Genomic DNA, 16,121 nt, shown 5'->3' with positions numbered 1-16,121 from the left:
GCTACGGGGCCACGGCCCGCGGCCGGGGTGTTCGCCGTGCGCGGGGCGCCCCGGCGGGGGAATCTTGACCCCAGGATGCGCGGCGCGGCCGTACGAGGAGGTGGTCGGCGTGTCCGACGGGCCGGGCCCGCGACCGGCAGCGGCGGCCGACGGGACGCCGGCCGCCCAGCCGGTGCTGTCGCTGGCGCTTGTGTCGATGATGCACGAGGTGCGCGCGCACTCCGGCGCGGTCTACCTGCTCAGGCCCGACGAGCCGGTCCTCGGGATGGCGGTGATGGCGGGCATGCCCCGCGCCTTCGCGGCACCCTGGCAGCGGGTCGGGCTGAGCGCGCCGATCCCGGTCGCCGACGCCGCGCGCGAGCGGCGGCTGGTGTGGGTGGGCGGCGAGGAGGAGATGGCCCGCCGCTATCCGCGGATCGCGGTGGTGCTGCCGTACCCGTTCGCGCTGGCCGCGCTGCCCGTGGCGACGGAGCACCGGTTGTACGGCGCGGTGTTCTTGACCTGGCCGGGTGCGCACACGCCGGAGCTGTCCGACCGGGAGCGGGACCAGCTGCGGGCGGCCTGCGACCGGCTGGCGCTGCGGCTGGAGCAGGCCGCGCAGGACGACCGGCCGCTCCAGCGCGAGGTCGATGTGATGGCGGAGCCGGTCGCGGGCGTGGCCGACACGCTGGGCTCCGTGGAGGCGGCGCGGATGGTCTCCCGGCTGCCGTACGGGCTGGTGTCGCTGGACCTGCACGGCCGGATCGGGTTCGTCAACCCGGCCGCCGCCGAGCTGCTCGGCAGACCGGCCGGGGAACTGCTCGGCACGCTGCCCTGGGTGTCGGTGCCCTGGCTCAACGACCCGATGTACGAGGACCGTTACCGAGGGGCGCTGCTCAGCCAGCAGGTGACGTCGTTCGTGGCGCTGCGTCCGCCGGGCGAGTGGCTGTCGTTCCGGATGTACCCGAGCACGAGCGGGCTGAGCGTGCGGATCAGCCGGGCCCGGGCGGTGGCGGACATGGCTCGGGGTGCGCCGCGGGCGGGCGCGTCCCCGTCCCGGCTGGTGACGATCTCCCAGGTGCTGAGCCTCGCGGGCGCGCTGACCGAGGCGGTCGGGGTGGAGGACGTGGTGCAGCTGGTGTGGGACGAGGTGGCGCCGGCGGTCGGCAGCCAGGCGCTGGTGATCCTGGGCTCGCAGGGCGGGCGGCTGCACGTGCTCGGGCATCGCGGGTACGGCGACCCGCACACCGTGGAGCGGTTCCACGGGCTGCCGCTGGCCGAGCGGACCCCGGGCACCCAGGCGCTGAGCAGCGGGGTGCCCGCGTTCTTCGACTCCCGGGAGCAGCTGGAGCGGCTGTATCCGCGCCGGCACGAGACCCAGGACGGCTTCGCGGCCTGGGCGTATCTGCCGCTGATCGCTTCCGGTCGGCCGGTGGGCACGTGTGTGCTGGCGTACGCCGAGCCGCATGTCTTCCCGGCCGACGAGCGGGCCGTACTGACGTCGCTGGGCGGGCTGATCGCGCAGGCGCTGGAGCGGGCCCTGCTCTACGACGTCAAGCACCGGCTCGCGCACGGGCTCCAGCAGGCCCTGCTGCCGCACTCGCTGGCACCGCCGCCCGGCATCGAGGCGGCCGCCCGCTATGTGCCGGCCACCCACGGCATGGAGATCGGCGGCGACTTCTACGACCTGGTGCCGACGCTGCCGCTGGCGGCGGCGGTGATCGGGGACGTGCAGGGGCACAACGTGACCGCGGCGGGCCTGATGGGGCAGATCCGCACCGGGGTCCGGGCGTACACCACGGTCGGACAGGCGCCGCACGAGGTGATGAGCAGCACCAACCGGCTGCTGATCGACCTGGGCAGCGAGCTGTTCGCCAGTTGTCTGTATCTGCGGCTGGACCCGGCGCGCGGGCGGGCGGTGATGGCCCGGGCGGGGCATCCGCCGCCGCTGCTGAGACGTCCGGACGGGCGGGTGCGGGTGCTGGACCTGGCCGGCGGCCCGCTGCTCGGGATCGACGCGGCCGCGGTGTATCCGACGACCGAGGTGTCCCTCGCGCCCGGCTCCGTGCTCGTGCTGTACACCGACGGTCTGGTGGAGGCGCCCGGCCTCGACATCGAGGACGCGCTGGTCGACCTGGGCGGGCTGCTGTCGGAGATCGGCGACCAGCCGCTGGAGCAGCTGGCGGACGAGGTCGTCCGGCACAGTGCGGCGGCGCGGGAGCGGGCCGACGACGTGGCGGTGCTCCTGCTGCGGGCCCGCGAGGACGCCTGACCGATCGGACGGGAAAGGTCCGGCCCTCCCGCCGGAGGGCCGGACCACCCCCGCCGACCGGAACCGCGGGTGAGGCCGGCCGGGGGCTGAGTGCCGTTCGGCTCAGCGGCTGCTGGTCAGCGACGACCCGTCGTTCGCCGTGCCGGCGCCGGACTGGTCGTTCCCGCTGCCGGACTGGTCACCGGCGCCTGCGCCGTTCCCGGACTGGTTCCCGGTGCCTGCGCCGTTCCCGGACTGGTCACCGGAGCCGTTCCCGGACTGGTCACCGGCCGAGGCGGACGGATCAGCGGAGCCACCGGACTGGTCACCGGCACCGGACTGGTCACCCGCCGAGGCCGACGGGGCGGCGGAACCGGACTGGTCGCCCGCGCCATTACCGTTGTTGTCGGCGCCGCCGTTGCCCGCGTTGCCGCCGTTGCCCGCGTTGCCGCCGTTCCCGCCGTTCCCGAGGGTCGCGCCGGTCGCCTGCAGGGCTGCGGTGACCGGCTGGAAGAAGGTCTCGCCGCCGTTGGTGCAGTCGCCGCTGCCGCCGGAGGTGAGGCCGACGGCGCTGCCGTCCTGGGTGAACAGGGAGCCGCCGCTGTCGCCGGCCTCGGCGCAGACGTTGGTCTGGATGAGGCCGTTGACGGTGTCGGTGCCGCCCGGGTTCGTCTCGCTCTGGAAGTTCACGGTGGCGTCGAGCCCGGTGACCTGGCCGTTGTGCAGTCCGGTGGTGGAGCCCATCCGGAACACGGTCTCGCCGACGGTGGCGTCGGCGGCCTGGGTGATCTGCACGGTCTGCCCGTTGCCGGCGTTGACCTCGCTGGGCGCCTGGGTGTTGGGGTCGTTGTACTTGACGAGCGAGAAGTCGTTGCCGGGGAACTTGGCCTGGTCGACGGTAGCGATCGGCTGGCCGTTCTGGGAGTCGGACCAGTCCTTGGCGGCGACTCCGCAGTGACCGGCCGTCAGAAAGGCGGGGCTGCCGTCGGAGGCGGTGACATTGAAGCCGAGGGAGCAGCGCACGCCGCCCTGCTGGGTCTGGGAGAAGATGGCGTCGCCGCCCGAGACGAAGGTCTTGAAGGTGCCGGCGGACTTCTTCAGGGTGGCCATGCCGGAGCCGAGGCTCTGGACGGTGGACTGCAGTCTGTTCCAGCGGGCGCCGGTGACGGTGGAGTCGGCGGTGACCAGGATCTTGTCGGTGCGCGGGTCCACGGCCCAGGAAGTGCCGGGGATCGTCGCCTTGGTCTTCAGCGTCCCGGCGGCCGCCTTGAGGGCGCGGGTGCTGTTCTTCACCTGGCGGACGACCGCGCCGGCCTTCTTCGCCTGCGCCATCGTGTTGTTGTCGCCGCCGACCACGTTGACGACGAGTTGCTGCTTGCCGCTGTCGAAGTACGACCCGGCGAAGGCGTCACCCAGGGACTTCTGGAGCTGGGCGGCGAGGTTCGAGGCCTGTGTGGCCTTCAGCGTCTTCACGGTGCCGGTGGTGCCCGACGCCTGGTTCTTGTCCTGCGACGCGTTGGCGTTCGGCAGCAGGAGGGCCGCTGCTCCGAGCGCCGCGACACCGCCCACCGCTATCGCGGCCTTGCGCTTGGGCATTCGCTTGTGACTCAAACTTCTCGACCTCCGGGGACGGGGGGCTGCCGCTGACGGGCAGTTCGTTTCGTGGCGCCTGGATGGCCGTAGGTACGCACCGGCTGCGCGGTGTGTTCAATTCCGTTTCCCAACGGCCGTACGGGGCGGGCGAATCGGCCATGCTGCGCGTGTCGCGGGAGGCCGCCGGGAACAATCCCCCATATGACGATGACCCCCGCCGAAGCCGACAGGATCCTCTCCGCCCACTTCGCCCCCTGGGTGCTCGATCTCGGGCTGACCGTCGAGACGGTGGGCGAGGACCGGGCCGTGCTGCTACTGCCCTGGTCGGAGCGGCTGGCCCGGGAGGGCGGCGGGCTGTCGGGGCAGGCGCTGATGGCCGCTGCGGACACGGCGACGGTGATCGCGGTGTCCGCCGCGCGGGGCGGCTTCGTGCCGATGACGACGGTTCAGCAGTCGACGTCGTTCCAGCGCGCCGTGACCGGTTCCGATGTCCGGATCGAAGCGGTCCTGACGAAGCTGGGCCGCCGGATGGCATTCGCGGACATCACGCTGAGCGACGCGGGTTCGGGCACGCTCGCGGCACGAGCGAGCACGGTGTACGCGATTCTGGGCTGACACGTTGCGCTACTGATCAGTAACGGTCCGTTCCGAGCACGAAGTGGAATCCCTCCTTCAGGGAATCTACACATTGAATACTCAACCAAGTCACCGACGGCCGGAGATCTGCACATCCCCGCGCGCCTGGACACTCCTTTGGCGAGGAGTGCCGGATTCGCCGCCCGGCGGGCAAGGGGGCGGACGCACCGATGCGGTGCCGCATGTGAAGGAGTCGCCGACATGACGTGCGCACGCCTGCACGGATGAACCCCTTCGGACATCAAGTGCGCAGGTGAGAGCCCTGGTTGATTGGAAGCGCGCCCGGCGTGCGTGCTTTGATCCATCGCACCGCGGGGTCGCGGCGGGCTTCCGGAGACGGGGGCCCGGCGCCCGCGGCCGCGGCCGTCCGTCTGTCCCCAGAGGGGGCCGCTCTCCCCCTTGTGAAATATCCATCAGGAAGGGAAGTTCCACCATGAACTCCACCCCCCAGGTTGAGACCGTCGAGATCTCGGACGCCGAGCTGGACAACGTCTCCGGCGGTCTGTCCGTGAACGCCCTCAACACCGTGACCGGTGCCGTGAACGGCGTCGCCCCGGTTTCCGGCGTTGTCGACACCGCCATCGGCACCGTCGAGGGCGTCACCGGCCTGAACGTGCAGCCGGTCACCAACCTGGTCGCCGGTCTCTGATCGCGCCCTGTCGCAACGGAAGTCCCGGAGTCGTTCCTCGGCTCCGGGGCTCTCGGATGCCCTGAAACACCAGCGTCTCTCCCACAGGTGAGGGAAGTTCCGTGCAGTTCCGCCAACAGGCCCTCGCCAAGCTCCAGTCGCCCGAAGAGCTGGACCTTCCGGTACGGCTGGCCCGCCCGCAGGGCTGGCTCGCCCTCGGTGTCACCGTCGTCGTCATGGCAGTGGCCTCCGTCTGGGCCGTGACCGGTTCGGTCGCCTCCACCGTCGGCGCACCGGCCATCCTCACGCACGGGCAGGGCAGTTATCTGCTGCAGAGCCCGGTGTCCGGCCAGGTGACGGCCGTCCTCGCCCAGCAGGGCGAGCGGCTGCCCGCGAACGCGCCCGTCCTCAAGGTCCGTACGCCCCGGGGCGATTCCGTGGTCCGCACGGTCGCCGCGGGCCGCGTCACCGCGCTCGCCGCCACCATCGGCCAGATCATCCAGACCGGCACCAATGTCGCCGCGGTGGAGAAGGTCGCCCACGCCTCCGACCCTCTGTACGCGACCGTGTACGTCCCCGCCGAGAGCGCCGCCGCCATCCCGGCGCACGCCGCCGTCGACCTCACCGTCTCCTCGGTGCCGGCCCAGACGTACGGCGTGCTGCGCGGCCATGTGAAGTCCGTGGACCGCGCCGCGCAGTCCGCCCAGTCGATCTCCGCGTTCCTCGGCGACAGCCAGCTCGGCGAGCAGTTCACCCGCAAGGGCCGCCCGGTGGCCGTCCTGGTCGCGCTCGACAAGTCGACGGCCACCAGAAGCGGTTACCGCTGGTCGACGACCGACGGGCCGCCGTTCCGGCTCGACTCCATGACGCTCGCCTCCGGTTCGATCAAGCTGGCCGACCAGCATCCCGTCGATTGGCTCCTCCCGTGACCGCCCCACCGGAAACCCGCAGTCGCAGACGCGCCGCCCCGGCCAAGCGGCGGCCGGTCCCCAAGCCCAGCGGCGGCACGGTCCGTACCCCCACCGTGCTCCAGATGGAGGCCGTCGAGTGCGGCGCCGCCTCCCTCGCGATGGTCCTCGGCCACTACGGCCGGCACATCCCGCTGGAGGAACTGCGCATCGCCTGCGGTGTCTCCCGTGACGGCTCGCGCGCCTCCAACCTGCTGAAGGCCGCCCGCGGTTACGGCCTGACGGCCAAGGGCATGCAGATGGACCTGGCCGCCCTCGCCGAGGTACGGGCACCGGCCATCCTTTTCTGGGAGTTCAACCACTACGTCGTCTTCGACGGCATGGGCCGCCGCTTCGGCCGGCGCGGCGTGTACATCAACGACCCCGCCAAGGGCCGCCGGTTCGTGCCCATGGAGGAGTTCGACGGCAGCTTCACCGGTGTCGTACTGGTGATGGAGCCGGGCGAGGGCTTCACCAGGGGCGGCCGCAAGCCCGGGGTGCTCGGCGCGATGCCGGCCCGGCTGCGCGGCACCGCCGGCACCCTGCCCGCCGCCGTCCTGGCCAGCCTGCTGCTGGTCGCGGTCGGCGCCGCCGTACCCGCGCTCGGCCGCACCTACATCGACACGTTCCTCATCGGCGGCCGGACCTCCCTGCTGGGCGTGCTGTTCGCGTCGATGGCGACCTGTGTCCTGCTCACCCTGGTGCTGACCTGGCTCCAGCAGGCCAATCTGCTGCACGGCCGGATCATCTCCTCGACCCTCTCCAGCGCCCGCTTCCTGCGCCATCTGCTGCGGCTGCCGGTGACGTTCTTCGCCCAGCGCTCCCCCGCCGACCTAGTGCAGCGGCTGCAGTCCAACGACCAGGTCGCCGAGACCCTGGCCCGTGACCTCGCGGCGGCCGGCGTCGACGCGATCGTGGTCGTGCTGTACGCGGTGCTGCTCTACACCTACGACCCGCAGCTGACCTTCGTCGGCATCGGCGTGGCCCTGCTGAACGTGGTCGCCATGCGGTTGGTCGTACGGCTGCGCGCGACCCGTACGGCGAAGCTGCGCGCGGACACGGCACGGCTGACCAACACCTCGTACACCGGCCTTCAGCTGATCGAGACGATGAAGGCGACCGGCGGTGAGGACGGCTACTTCCGCAAGTGGGCCGGGCAGCACGCCGCCACGCTGGAGGAACAGCAGCGGCTCGGTGTGCCGAGCGCCTGGCTCGGCGTGGTCGCGCCGACGCTCGCCACGTTCAACAGCGCGCTGATCCTGTGGATCGGCGGCCTGCGCGCCGTCGAGGGGCACATCTCGGTGGGTCTGCTGGTCGCCTTCCAGGCGCTGGTGACCCGCTTCACCGCGCCGCTGACCCGGCTCAACGGTGTGGCGGGCCGCATCCAGGACTTCGCGGCCGACGTGGCCCGGCTGAAGGACGTGGAGAACTTCCAGGCCGACCCGCTCTACGCCCGCCCCGGCGGCGCCGACTCCACGCGCCGGCTGCACGGGCACGTCGAGCTGGAGAACGTCACCTTCGGCTACAGCCCGCTGGACAAGCCGCTGTTGAGCGGATTCGACCTGACCGTGGGCCCGGGGCAGCAGGTGGCGCTGGTCGGCGGCTCCGGCAGCGGCAAGTCGACGGTGTCCCGGCTGATCTCGGGCCTGTACACCCCGTGGGACGGCGTGATCCGTGTCGACGGCCGCCGGCTGGAGGACATCCCGCGCGGCGCGCTGGCCGCCTCCGTCTCGTTCGTCGACCAGGACGTGTTCCTCTTCGAGGGCTCGGTCCGCGACAACGTCGCCCTGTGGGACCCGTCAATCCCGGACGAGGCCGTGGTGGAGGCACTGAGGGACGCGGCCCTGTACGACGTGGTGATGCGCCGGCCCGGCGGCATCCACAGCAAGGTCGAGCAGGACGGCCACAACTTCTCCGGCGGCCAGCGCCAGCGGCTCGAGATCGCACGGGCCCTGGTCCGCCGGCCGAGCATCCTCGTCCTGGACGAGGTGACCAGCGCGCTGGACGCGGAGACCGAGTTGGTCGTGATGGACAACCTGCGCCGGCGCGGCTGTGCCTGTGTGGTGATCGCGCACCGGCTGAGCACCGTCCGCGACAGCGACGAGATCGTCGTGCTCCAGCACGGCACGGTCGTCGAGCGCGGGCGGCACGAGGAGCTGGTGGCGCGCGGTGGCGCGTACGCCGCGCTGGTCAGGGAGCGATGAGATGACGACCGTTCAGGAGGGACACGAAGGCGACCTCGTGCTCGGTGCGCTGGGGTCCCTGGGCACCCGCATCGACTCCGCCGGTCTCAACCGCCTGGACCTCGAAGGCCCGCAGGTGCTGTGGCTGGTCGCGGCCGGCGCCCTGGATTTGTTCGCGGTGGACGCCGTCCAGCAGGGCCACTGGCACCACCTGGGCCGGCTGGAGGCGGGCACGCTGCTGCTCGGCCCGGTGGCCGGGCCCCAGCACACCCTGGTGGCCCGCCCGGTCCGGGACTGCGTGCTGCACCGGATCAACCTGCGCGAGCTGTACCAGCCGGCGAACACCCAGACCTGGTCGTACGACGAGTACGGCAACCCGCAGTACGTGCCGCCCGCCACCAGCCCGCTGGAGTACGCGGTCGCGCTCGGCGTCGGCCGCGGCCTGTCCGTACTCTTCCAGGCGCCGATGGCGGAGGACCGGGCCCAGGCGCCCACCGACGACGACGTGTTCTGGATGCAGGTGCCGCCGGGCAGCGTCCAGTACGGCTCGCTGTACGGCGCGGAGGCCGCCGCCGACCTGCTGATGGACCCGGCGCTGTGGCAGTCCATGGTGGACCAGCAGTACCGGCTGCTGACCGCGCTGGACAGGTGGATCGAGCAGCTTGAGCGCACCCATGAGACCCGTACGGCCGCCGGGATCAAGGCCGGTGAGGCGGTGCGCGCCGAGGCCGACCAGACGCTGCTGGCGTCCATCGGCAAGCGCTCGGCCCGCCGGACCACGGCCGCCGACGCCGACGCCGGGTACGCCGCCTGCAAGCTGGTCGCCGAGGCGGCCGGGATCAGGCTCGCGGAGCCCGCGCAGAGCGGCACCGAGAGCGAACGCCTCGACCCGGTCGAACGGGTGGCGCTCGCCTCCCGGGTGCGCACCCGGGCCGTACGGCTGCACGGGCGCTGGTGGCGGGAGAACGTGGGCCCGCTGGTCGGGCACCGGGCGCTGTCCGGGGCGCCGGTCGCGCTGCTGTGGCGGCGCGGCGGCTATGTGGCCGTCCATCCGGGCACCGGCCGCGAGACGCCGATCGAGAAGGCGAACGCCGATGAGTTCGAGCCGCGCGCGGTGATGTTCTACCGGCCGCTGCCCGACAAGGCGCCCTCCCCGTTCGGTCTGCTGCGGTTCAGCCTGCGCGGCACCCGGGGTGATCTGCTCGGCCTGCTGCTGGCGGGCCTGGTGACGGTGGCGATCGGCGCGCTGGTGCCGATCGCGACCGGCAAGGTGCTCGGCGAGTACGTGCCGCGCGCCCAGGAGGGCCTGATCGTCCAGGTGTGCCTGGCCGTGATGGTGAGCGGTGTGGTGGCGGCGGCGTTCACGCTGCTGGAGAACCTGTCCATCCTGCGCCTGGAGGGCCGGATCGAGGCCGCGCTGCAGCCGGCCGTCTGGGACCGGCTGCTGCGGCTGCCCACCCGGTTCTTCACCCAGCGCTCCACCGGTGAACTCGCCAGTGCCGCCATGGGCATCAGCGCGATGCGCCGGCTGCTGGCGGGTGTCGGTCCGGTGGTCGCGCAGTCGGTGACCGTCGGCGCGATGAATCTTGGCCTGTTGTTCTGGTACAGCCCGTCGATGGCCCTGGCGGCGATCGGCATGCTCGTCGTCATCGCGGCCGTGTTCCTGGGGCTCGGTCTGTGGCAGGTGCGCTGGCAGCGGAAGCTGGTGGTGCTCGGCAACAAGCTGAACAACCAGGCCTTCCAGACCCTGCGGGGGCTGCCCAAGCTGCGGGTGGCGGCGGCCGAGAACTATGCGTACGCGGCCTGGGCGCGGGAGTTCGCGCGCAGCCGGGAGCTGCAGCAGAAGGTCGGCCGGATCAAGAACCTCACCACGGTGCTCGGCGGGATCTATCTGCCGGTGTGCACGCTGCTGATGTTCATGCTGCTGGCGGGCCCGGCCAAGGGCGCGATGTCGGCGGCCGACTTCCTCACCTTCAACACCTCGGTGACGATGGTGCTGACCTCGGTCACCCAGCTGACCGGCTCGTTCGTGTCGGCGGTGGCCGCGCTGCCGCTCTTCGAGGAGATCAGGCCGGTCTTCGAGGCGACTCCCGAGGTGCGCACGTCCAGCACCCGGCCGGGCCCGCTGTCCGGCGCGATCGAGGCCCGCCGGCTCTCCTTCCGGTACGCCGACGACGGCCCGCTCGTCCTGGACGACGTGTCCTTCGCCGTCCGGCCGGGCGAGTTCGTGGCGGTCGTCGGACCGAGTGGCTGCGGCAAGTCCACCCTGCTCCGGCTGCTGATCGGCTTCGACAAGCCGGTCTCCGGCAGTGTCCTGTACGACGGCCAGGACCTCGCGGCGCTCGACCAGTCGGCGGTCCGCCGCCAGTGCGGGGTGGTGCTCCAGCACGCGCAGCCGTTCACCGGCTCCATCCTGGACGTCATCTGCGGCACCGAGCCGTACACGCCGGAGGAGGCGATGGCGGCGGCGCAGCTGGCGGGTCTCGCGGAGGACATCGAGCGGATGCCGATGGGCCTGCACACCATCGTGGCCGGCAACGGGGCGATCTCCGGCGGTCAGCGGCAGCGTCTGATGATCGCCCAGGCCCTGATCCGGCGCCCGCGCATCCTGTTCTTCGACGAGGCCACCAGTGCCCTGGACAACGACACCCAGCGCATCGTCATCGACAGCACCCGCAAGCTGAACGCCACCCGGGTCGTCATCGCGCACCGGCTGTCGACGGTCCTGGACGCCGACCGGGTGATCGTGATGGAGGACGGCAAGGTGGTCCAGCAGGGGACCCCGGCCGAGCTGCTCGCCGACACCACGGGCCGGCTGCACGAGCTGGTGCGCCGCCAGATGGCCTAACCGGGCTCCTTCTCGTCCTCCGGTCGGTCGTGGTGGTGCGGCATCCAGTGGTGCTCGCAGAACCAGCGGCCGAACAGGGCACCGCCGTAGATGACGAAGCCGACGCCGATGAGCCAGGACTCCACCACGAGCACGGTGCCGACGGGGCCGTAGCTGAGCGCGTTGGTGACGATGAGCGGGGTGAAGACGAGGTAGGAGAAGGCCCGCAGGCCGGCCAGGCCGACGACGGTGGCGAGCGCGCCCGGCAGCAGCGAGCGCCAGTGGATCTGGCCGCCCAGCAGGAAGCGCTGCCCCCACCAGAAGAACAGCACGCCGCTCGCGGCGGACAGGGCGATCCGCTGGCCCCCGTGCAGCGAGCTCTTCGTCGCCACCTCCTGGTAGAGGTAGGCGGTGAGCACCACCAGCCAGGTCGCCTGCCGCCAGACCCGGTGCCAGGGGCCGGAGGCCAGGCCCCAGATCCGTTCGTAGGCGTTCTGCACGCTGCCGCCGAAGGACACCCCGAAGACGGCCAGCAGGACACCGCCCAAGACGCTGGTCGTGCCGATGACCTTGCGCGGCGGGCTGATGACGTCGGTGATCACATGGGCGGACCGGCCGGACAGGCCCATTCCGTCGGTGAGCCACGAGGCGAAACCGCCCCGCACCAGGGGATCGGCGGCGGCGACCACGATGAGCAGCGGTGCCAGCGTCACCAGCGCCAGGGTGGCGAAGCCCATGGCCCGGTGCATCAGTTCCAGCTCGCGGCCGTGTTCGAGCAGGGCTCCGGCCCTGAGCCACTCCCAAGCGCGGTGCAGGCCGCGCCGCAACCGCCTCACGGCTCCTCCCGTGCTCGCCGCCCACACGCCCTCCTGTGCCGATTCATCCACCCCGGCGCGCTCCGGGCAACTCACGACACGGCCCGGGAGAGGGCTGTTTACGCGCCGTGTTCACCGGAGAATCGGAACCCGTGCGTACTCCTGCCGAGGTGCCCTCCCCGGAACCGGCCATGCCAGGCGTCCGGCGGCGCCCGCTGATCCTGAGCGCGAGCATGGGGGCCGGTCACGACACCGTGGCCACCGAACTGGCGCGCCGGGCCGCGGCGTGCGGGCACGAGCCGCAGGTGGCGGACGTCCTGGGGCTGCTGCCGTACGGCCTGGGCGGCGGGCTGCGCCGCTCGTACCAGGCGTCGGTGCGCCACTTCCCCTGGGTGTACGCCGGTGTCTACGGCGCGTTCCTGCGGGGCGGCACGGGGCCGCGTCCGAGCGGGGTACCCCTCGCCCGGCTCGCCGGTGACCGGCTGACGGAGCTCGTACGGCGGCTGGACGCCGACGTGGTGGTGTCGGTCTTCCACCTGGCCGCGCAGCTCACCGGTCATCTCCGGGCCCGGGGCCGGCTGCGGGTGCCGAGCGCCGTCTTCCTGGTCGACTTCGCCGTGCACCGGCAGTGGCTGCATCCCGGCAACGACCAGTACCTGTGCCTCACGGACGGGGCGGCGGCCGAGGTGCGCCGGGCCCTGGGCAGGCCCGTCGTGACCACCGGTCCGGCGGTCGCACCGCAGTTCCGTGCGCCGGCGCCCGGTGCTGCCGGGTGGCGGGAGCGCTTCGCCGGGCAGGCGCCAGGCCGGCCACCGGTCCTGCTGTCCGCCGGCGCCTGGGGCGCGGCGTCCCGGGCGGACGCCACCGCCCGGCTGCTGGCGGGGGCCGGGTATCTGCCGGTGGTGCTGTGCGGGCGCAACGCAGGGCTGCGGGAGCGGGTCGCCCGGGTACCCGGGGTGCTGGTCCTGGACTGGGTCGACGACATGCCCGGGCTGCTGTCCGCCGCGTACGCCCTGCTGGACAACGCGGCGGGCCAGACCGCCGTACAGGGCCTGGCCGCCGGGCTGCCGGTGATCGGGTACCGGCCGCTGCCCGGCCACGGTGTGGACGGGGTCCGCCGGATGGCCGACCTCGGCGTGTCGGAACTGGCCCCGGACGGTCCGGCGCTGCTGACGGCCCTGCGCAGGCTTACGGACGGCAGCCCGGAGCGGGCGGAACGGGTGGCGCGGGGACGGGCGCTGTTCCGGGGTGATCCGATGGCGTACGTGACCGGCCTGTGACACCGTGACGCGAGGTCCCGACCACCCCGCGGACGCCACAGACCGACGGCGCCCACCGCCTCGCCCTCACGGTCGCAGTACCGCACTGCCGGCGAACCGAGCACGCCCCGACCGCGAACGTACCGACCGTACGGCGCGCGCCGCAGGCCGACGGTGTCGGCGTCCGGCGCTCCGGCCGCGCGGTGTCGGTTCACGTCCGCGCCGGGGCGTCCACCGGCGGCCTGCTCTGCCGGTCGTGTGCGCGACGTCGGCGTGACGGGCGCCCGGCCGTCATCGGCAGGCCGGCGGCAGGGCCGCGACGGTGGCGGCAGTGACCGGGCGGTGGTCGCGGAGCGGGCCGACCGTCAGTCCTGCCTCTCGGCAGCCCTCCACGAGGGCGGGCAGGGCGCCGAGGGCCGAGCGCCAGCAGCCGGGGGCCGCGAGCCGGTCGGAGTCGTGCAGCAGGACCGTTCCGCCGCCGCGCAGATCCGCCGCGACCTGGGCCCGCACGGACGCCGGGGTGGCGTCGGCCGTCCAGTCCCTGCCCCACGCCGACCACAGCACCGGCCGCAGCCCGGCCCTGCGGGCGGCCAGCCAGCGTCCGGAGGTGAGGATCCCGTAGGGCGGCCGGTACCACTGCGGCCGGTGGCCGTACACGTCGTGCACCGCGCGGACGGTCCGGGCGACCTGCGCGGCGTCCCGGGCGGGGGCGGGCCGCCAGGGACGGTCGTGCGTCCAGCCGTGCACCGCCAGTTCGTGTCCGCGCCGGGCGGTCTCCCGGGCCAGTGCGGGATGGCGCACCACGTTCTCGCCGAGCACGAAGAACGTCGCCCGCACACCGAGGTCGTCCAGGGTGTCGAGAAAGTGCGGTGTGGACTCCGGGTCCGGGCCGTCGTCGAAGGTCAGCGCGACATGCCCGCGGCGGCCGGTGCCGGACAGCCCGGGGAACAGCAGCAGCCGCACGCCCGGAAGCCAGGTGGCCGCCGGTCCGATGTGCGCGGCCGCGACCCCGACCGGGAGCAGGAGCGCCGCCTTCCGCCATGACCGGCCGGACATCAGTGACATCGCCGAACTGCCTTCCTGGTTGTGGTGCCCCGCCGTCTCACGGCGGTGTCCTAACGGTGTGCTCGATTCGTGCGACGTGTCCTGCGGTCCCGGTGGTCCCGCTCGTGCGTGTCCCACTCCTCTCCCTCGGCCGCGGTGCCGGCGAGCCCGAGGCTGCCCGCCCCGATCAGCCCTATGCCGATCACTTCCGGAATCACCCGCAGCCCGAGATGGATGACCTCGTCGAACAGCACCCAGCCGAGGACGACGCTGGTGATCGCGTCGCCGAGGGTGAGGGCGGGCTGGGACGCCGTCAGGGAACCGGCGCCCAGCGCGCTCTGCAGCAGCAGGAAGGCGACGAGCCCGACGGCTCCGGTGGCGTACAGCGCCCAGTGCCCGAACATCGCGCCCGGCCCGTGTCCCAGCCGCCCGACGGCCTCCTTCAGCAGCGCCGCGGTGGTCGCGAAGGACACGGCCGAGGCCAGGCCGAGCAGCGCCGCCCGGGCGGCACCGCTCGTCGGACGGGCGGCCGCCACCAGCACCACCACGGCACCGAGCGCCCCGCCACCGCCCACCAGCCAGGACGCGGGCGATGCCGTGGGCCGGCCGGCGGACGGCGACGCGGCCACGAGGAAGAGGGCCAGCCCGACGGCGAGGGCCGCGAACGCCAGCCAGGTCCGGTGGTCCGGCGCGCGCCGGAAGACGACACTGCCCACGACCAGGGTGAACAGCAGCTCGGCGGCGAGCAGGGGCTGGACGAGGGACAGGCTGCCCGTGGCCAGCGCCCCGCCCTGCAGCACGCTGGACAGCGCCAGCAGCCCGGTGCCCGCCAGCCAGTTGGGGCGCCGCAGCAGATGGGTGAGCCGGCGCAGGGCGGCCCGCGCCCCGGTGCCCTCGTCGGATTCCTGCACGGCGGCCCGACGCTGCAGCACCGAGGCGGACGCGTTGGAGAGCGCCGCGAGCAGGGCGAGCAGCACGGTGACGGCAATCATGGCCGCTCATCCGAAGCGGCCGGCGAGCCGCCGGTAGAGCCCGGGTGCGACGCCGCGCACCCGGGCGGGGAAACCCAGCCAGCCGGGGACGTACACCTCGTCCTTGCCGTGCAGGACGGCACTCCAGACGGCGTCCGCCACCCGTTCGGGTGGCACCGGACGCGGCCATGTCCTGGTGTACGGGGCACCCCGCCGCTCGAAGAAGGGGGTGTCGACCACGCCGGGGATCACATGGGTGACGCCCACCCCGGTACGGCGCAGCTCGTGGCGCAGGGCGTCGGCGAAGGCGGCCAGGGCGGCCTTCGCGGCGGAGTACACGGCCTCGCCCCGCACGCCGAAGCTGCCCGCGACCGATCCGATGAGCACGATGCGCCCCGTGCCGGCCGCGACCATGTGGGGCAGCAGGGCACGCACGAGGTGCAGCGTGGCCAGCAGGTCGACGCCGACGACCTCGTCGATGCGGGCGTGGGGCATCTCGGTGAAGTCGCCGGCCCATCCCACACCGGCGCCGGCCACCAGCAGGTCGAGCCGGCCCGTGTGCTCCAGGACGAGATCGGTGAGCAGGCGGTCGGCGCCCGGCCGGGTGAGGTCCGCCGGCAGGGCCAGGGCGTCGACCTGGGCGGCCACCTGCTCCAGACGTGTGGCGTCGCGTCCGTTCAGCACCAGCCGCCAGCCGCCCTCGGCGGCGAGCCGGCGGGCGACGACGGCGCCGATGCCCGAGGAGGCGCCCGTCACCAGGGCGGTGCGGTGCCGGCCGGCCTGATCCCCGGATCCGAGGACGGCACCCGCCTCGGAGACGGAGGTCGTGACCGGCCCGGTGCGGTTCGACGGTCCTGCGGGGGGCGGGGCATGGGACATGGTGACGACCTCACTGCGACGTGTGTACACGGGCTCGCGAGCTCCGGGGCCGAACCCTCGCGGTGTATCCAGGGCGCCACACACTGAAACACCGCGCACGGCGGAACCC

General features: G+C 73.0%; 12 protein-coding genes. 7 read left to right on the top strand and 5 right to left on the bottom strand.

The window, feature by feature from the left end:
* Positions 1-109: 109 nt before the first annotated feature.
* Complete coding sequence (locus tag ABZ624_RS01490; RefSeq protein WP_360081537.1) at positions 110-2,251, top strand: SpoIIE family protein phosphatase; 2,142 nt, start codon at positions 110-112, stop codon at positions 2,249-2,251.
* 102 nt (positions 2,252-2,353) lie between these two features.
* Here the strand turns inward: ABZ624_RS01490 and ABZ624_RS01485 are convergent, their stop codons facing one another.
* A complete protein-coding gene (locus tag ABZ624_RS01485; protein WP_360082141.1) occupies positions 2,354-3,826 on the bottom strand; it encodes a S1 family peptidase in 1,473 nt (490 codons plus the stop codon).
* Between the two features lie 198 nt (positions 3,827-4,024).
* On the opposite strand from ABZ624_RS01485, the gene ABZ624_RS01480 reads away from it, so the two are divergent.
* The 5 genes from ABZ624_RS01480 to ABZ624_RS01460 all read left to right on the top strand — a co-directional run bounded on the left by ABZ624_RS01480 (position 4,025) and on the right by ABZ624_RS01460 (position 11,065).
* Positions 4,025-4,438 carry a PaaI family thioesterase gene (locus tag ABZ624_RS01480; protein ID WP_360081536.1) on the top strand — a complete coding sequence of 138 codons (414 nt, stop codon included), beginning with the start codon at positions 4,025-4,027 and terminating at the stop codon, positions 4,436-4,438.
* 454 nt (positions 4,439-4,892) lie between these two features.
* On the top strand, positions 4,893-5,108 hold the full coding sequence (locus tag ABZ624_RS01475; RefSeq protein WP_360081535.1) for a type A2 lantipeptide: 216 nt from the start codon (positions 4,893-4,895) through the stop codon (positions 5,106-5,108).
* A gap of 101 nt (positions 5,109-5,209) precedes the next feature.
* On the top strand, positions 5,210-6,016 hold the full coding sequence (locus ABZ624_RS01470) for an HlyD family efflux transporter periplasmic adaptor subunit (protein ID WP_360081534.1): 807 nt from the start codon (positions 5,210-5,212) through the stop codon (positions 6,014-6,016).
* Positions 6,013-8,238 (top strand): NHLP family bacteriocin export ABC transporter peptidase/permease/ATPase subunit, encoded by a 2,226-nt coding sequence (locus ABZ624_RS01465; protein WP_360081533.1) that lies wholly within the window; start codon positions 6,013-6,015, stop codon positions 8,236-8,238. The genes ABZ624_RS01470 and ABZ624_RS01465 overlap by 4 nt, the downstream gene beginning before the upstream one ends.
* Position 8,239: 1 nt before the next feature.
* A complete protein-coding gene (locus tag ABZ624_RS01460; protein ID WP_360081532.1) occupies positions 8,240-11,065 on the top strand; it encodes an NHLP bacteriocin export ABC transporter permease/ATPase subunit in 2,826 nt (941 codons plus the stop codon).
* On the opposite strand, the gene ABZ624_RS01455 is transcribed toward ABZ624_RS01460, so the two are convergent.
* Positions 11,062-11,880 (bottom strand): ribonuclease BN, encoded by an 819-nt coding sequence (locus tag ABZ624_RS01455; RefSeq protein WP_360081531.1) that lies wholly within the window; start codon positions 11,878-11,880, stop codon positions 11,062-11,064. The genes ABZ624_RS01460 and ABZ624_RS01455 overlap by 4 nt on opposite strands.
* A gap of 170 nt (positions 11,881-12,050) precedes the next feature.
* On the opposite strand from ABZ624_RS01455, the gene ABZ624_RS01450 reads away from it, so the two are divergent.
* A complete protein-coding gene (locus tag ABZ624_RS01450; RefSeq protein WP_360082139.1) occupies positions 12,051-13,139 on the top strand; it encodes a galactosyldiacylglycerol synthase in 1,089 nt (362 codons plus the stop codon).
* 270 nt (positions 13,140-13,409) lie between these two features.
* Here ABZ624_RS01450 and ABZ624_RS01445 read toward each other — a convergent pair whose 3' ends face one another.
* From ABZ624_RS01445 to ABZ624_RS01435, 3 genes are read right to left on the bottom strand one after another with little or no spacing between them, the layout of a single operon-like run.
* Complete coding sequence (locus ABZ624_RS01445) at positions 13,410-14,183, bottom strand: polysaccharide deacetylase family protein (protein WP_360081530.1); 774 nt, start codon at positions 14,181-14,183, stop codon at positions 13,410-13,412.
* A 50-nt stretch (positions 14,184-14,233) separates the two neighbouring features.
* Positions 14,234-15,154, bottom strand: a complete 921-nt coding sequence (locus tag ABZ624_RS01440) for a DMT family transporter (protein ID WP_360081529.1) — start codon at positions 15,152-15,154, stop codon at positions 14,234-14,236.
* A gap of 6 nt (positions 15,155-15,160) precedes the next feature.
* Positions 15,161-16,012, bottom strand: a complete 852-nt coding sequence (locus ABZ624_RS01435) for an SDR family NAD(P)-dependent oxidoreductase (RefSeq protein WP_360081528.1) — start codon at positions 16,010-16,012, stop codon at positions 15,161-15,163.
* Between the last annotated feature and the right edge of the window lie 109 nt (positions 16,013-16,121).

Source organism: Streptomyces sp. NPDC007205 (assembly GCF_040634095.1).
In the GTDB taxonomy this organism is placed as follows: Bacteria; Actinomycetota; Actinomycetes; order Streptomycetales; family Streptomycetaceae; genus Streptomyces.
The sequence above is the reverse complement of the archived record's forward strand: the minus strand, read 5'-3'. Positions and strand labels throughout refer to the sequence as shown.

What these genes read in the sequence shown, in the direction of transcription:
- ABZ624_RS01440 (WP_360081529.1), bottom strand. Translation starts at nt 15,154, where the DNA reads ATGATTGCCGTCACCGTGCTGCTCGCCCTGCTCGCGGCGCTCTCCAAC.
- ABZ624_RS01485 (WP_360082141.1), bottom strand. Translation starts at nt 3,826, where the DNA reads ATGCCCAAGCGCAAGGCCGCGATAGCGGTGGGCGGTGTCGCGGCGCTC.
- ABZ624_RS01475 (WP_360081535.1), top strand. Translation starts at nt 4,893, where the DNA reads ATGAACTCCACCCCCCAGGTTGAGACCGTCGAGATCTCGGACGCCGAG.
- ABZ624_RS01435 (WP_360081528.1), bottom strand. Translation starts at nt 16,012, where the DNA reads ATGTCCCATGCCCCGCCCCCCGCAGGACCGTCGAACCGCACCGGGCCG.
- ABZ624_RS01460 (WP_360081532.1), top strand. Translation starts at nt 8,240, where the DNA reads ATGACGACCGTTCAGGAGGGACACGAAGGCGACCTCGTGCTCGGTGCG.
- ABZ624_RS01480 (WP_360081536.1), top strand. Translation starts at nt 4,025, where the DNA reads ATGACGATGACCCCCGCCGAAGCCGACAGGATCCTCTCCGCCCACTTC.
- ABZ624_RS01450 (WP_360082139.1), top strand. Translation starts at nt 12,051, where the DNA reads ATGCCAGGCGTCCGGCGGCGCCCGCTGATCCTGAGCGCGAGCATGGGG.
- ABZ624_RS01445 (WP_360081530.1), bottom strand. Translation starts at nt 14,183, where the DNA reads ATGTCACTGATGTCCGGCCGGTCATGGCGGAAGGCGGCGCTCCTGCTC.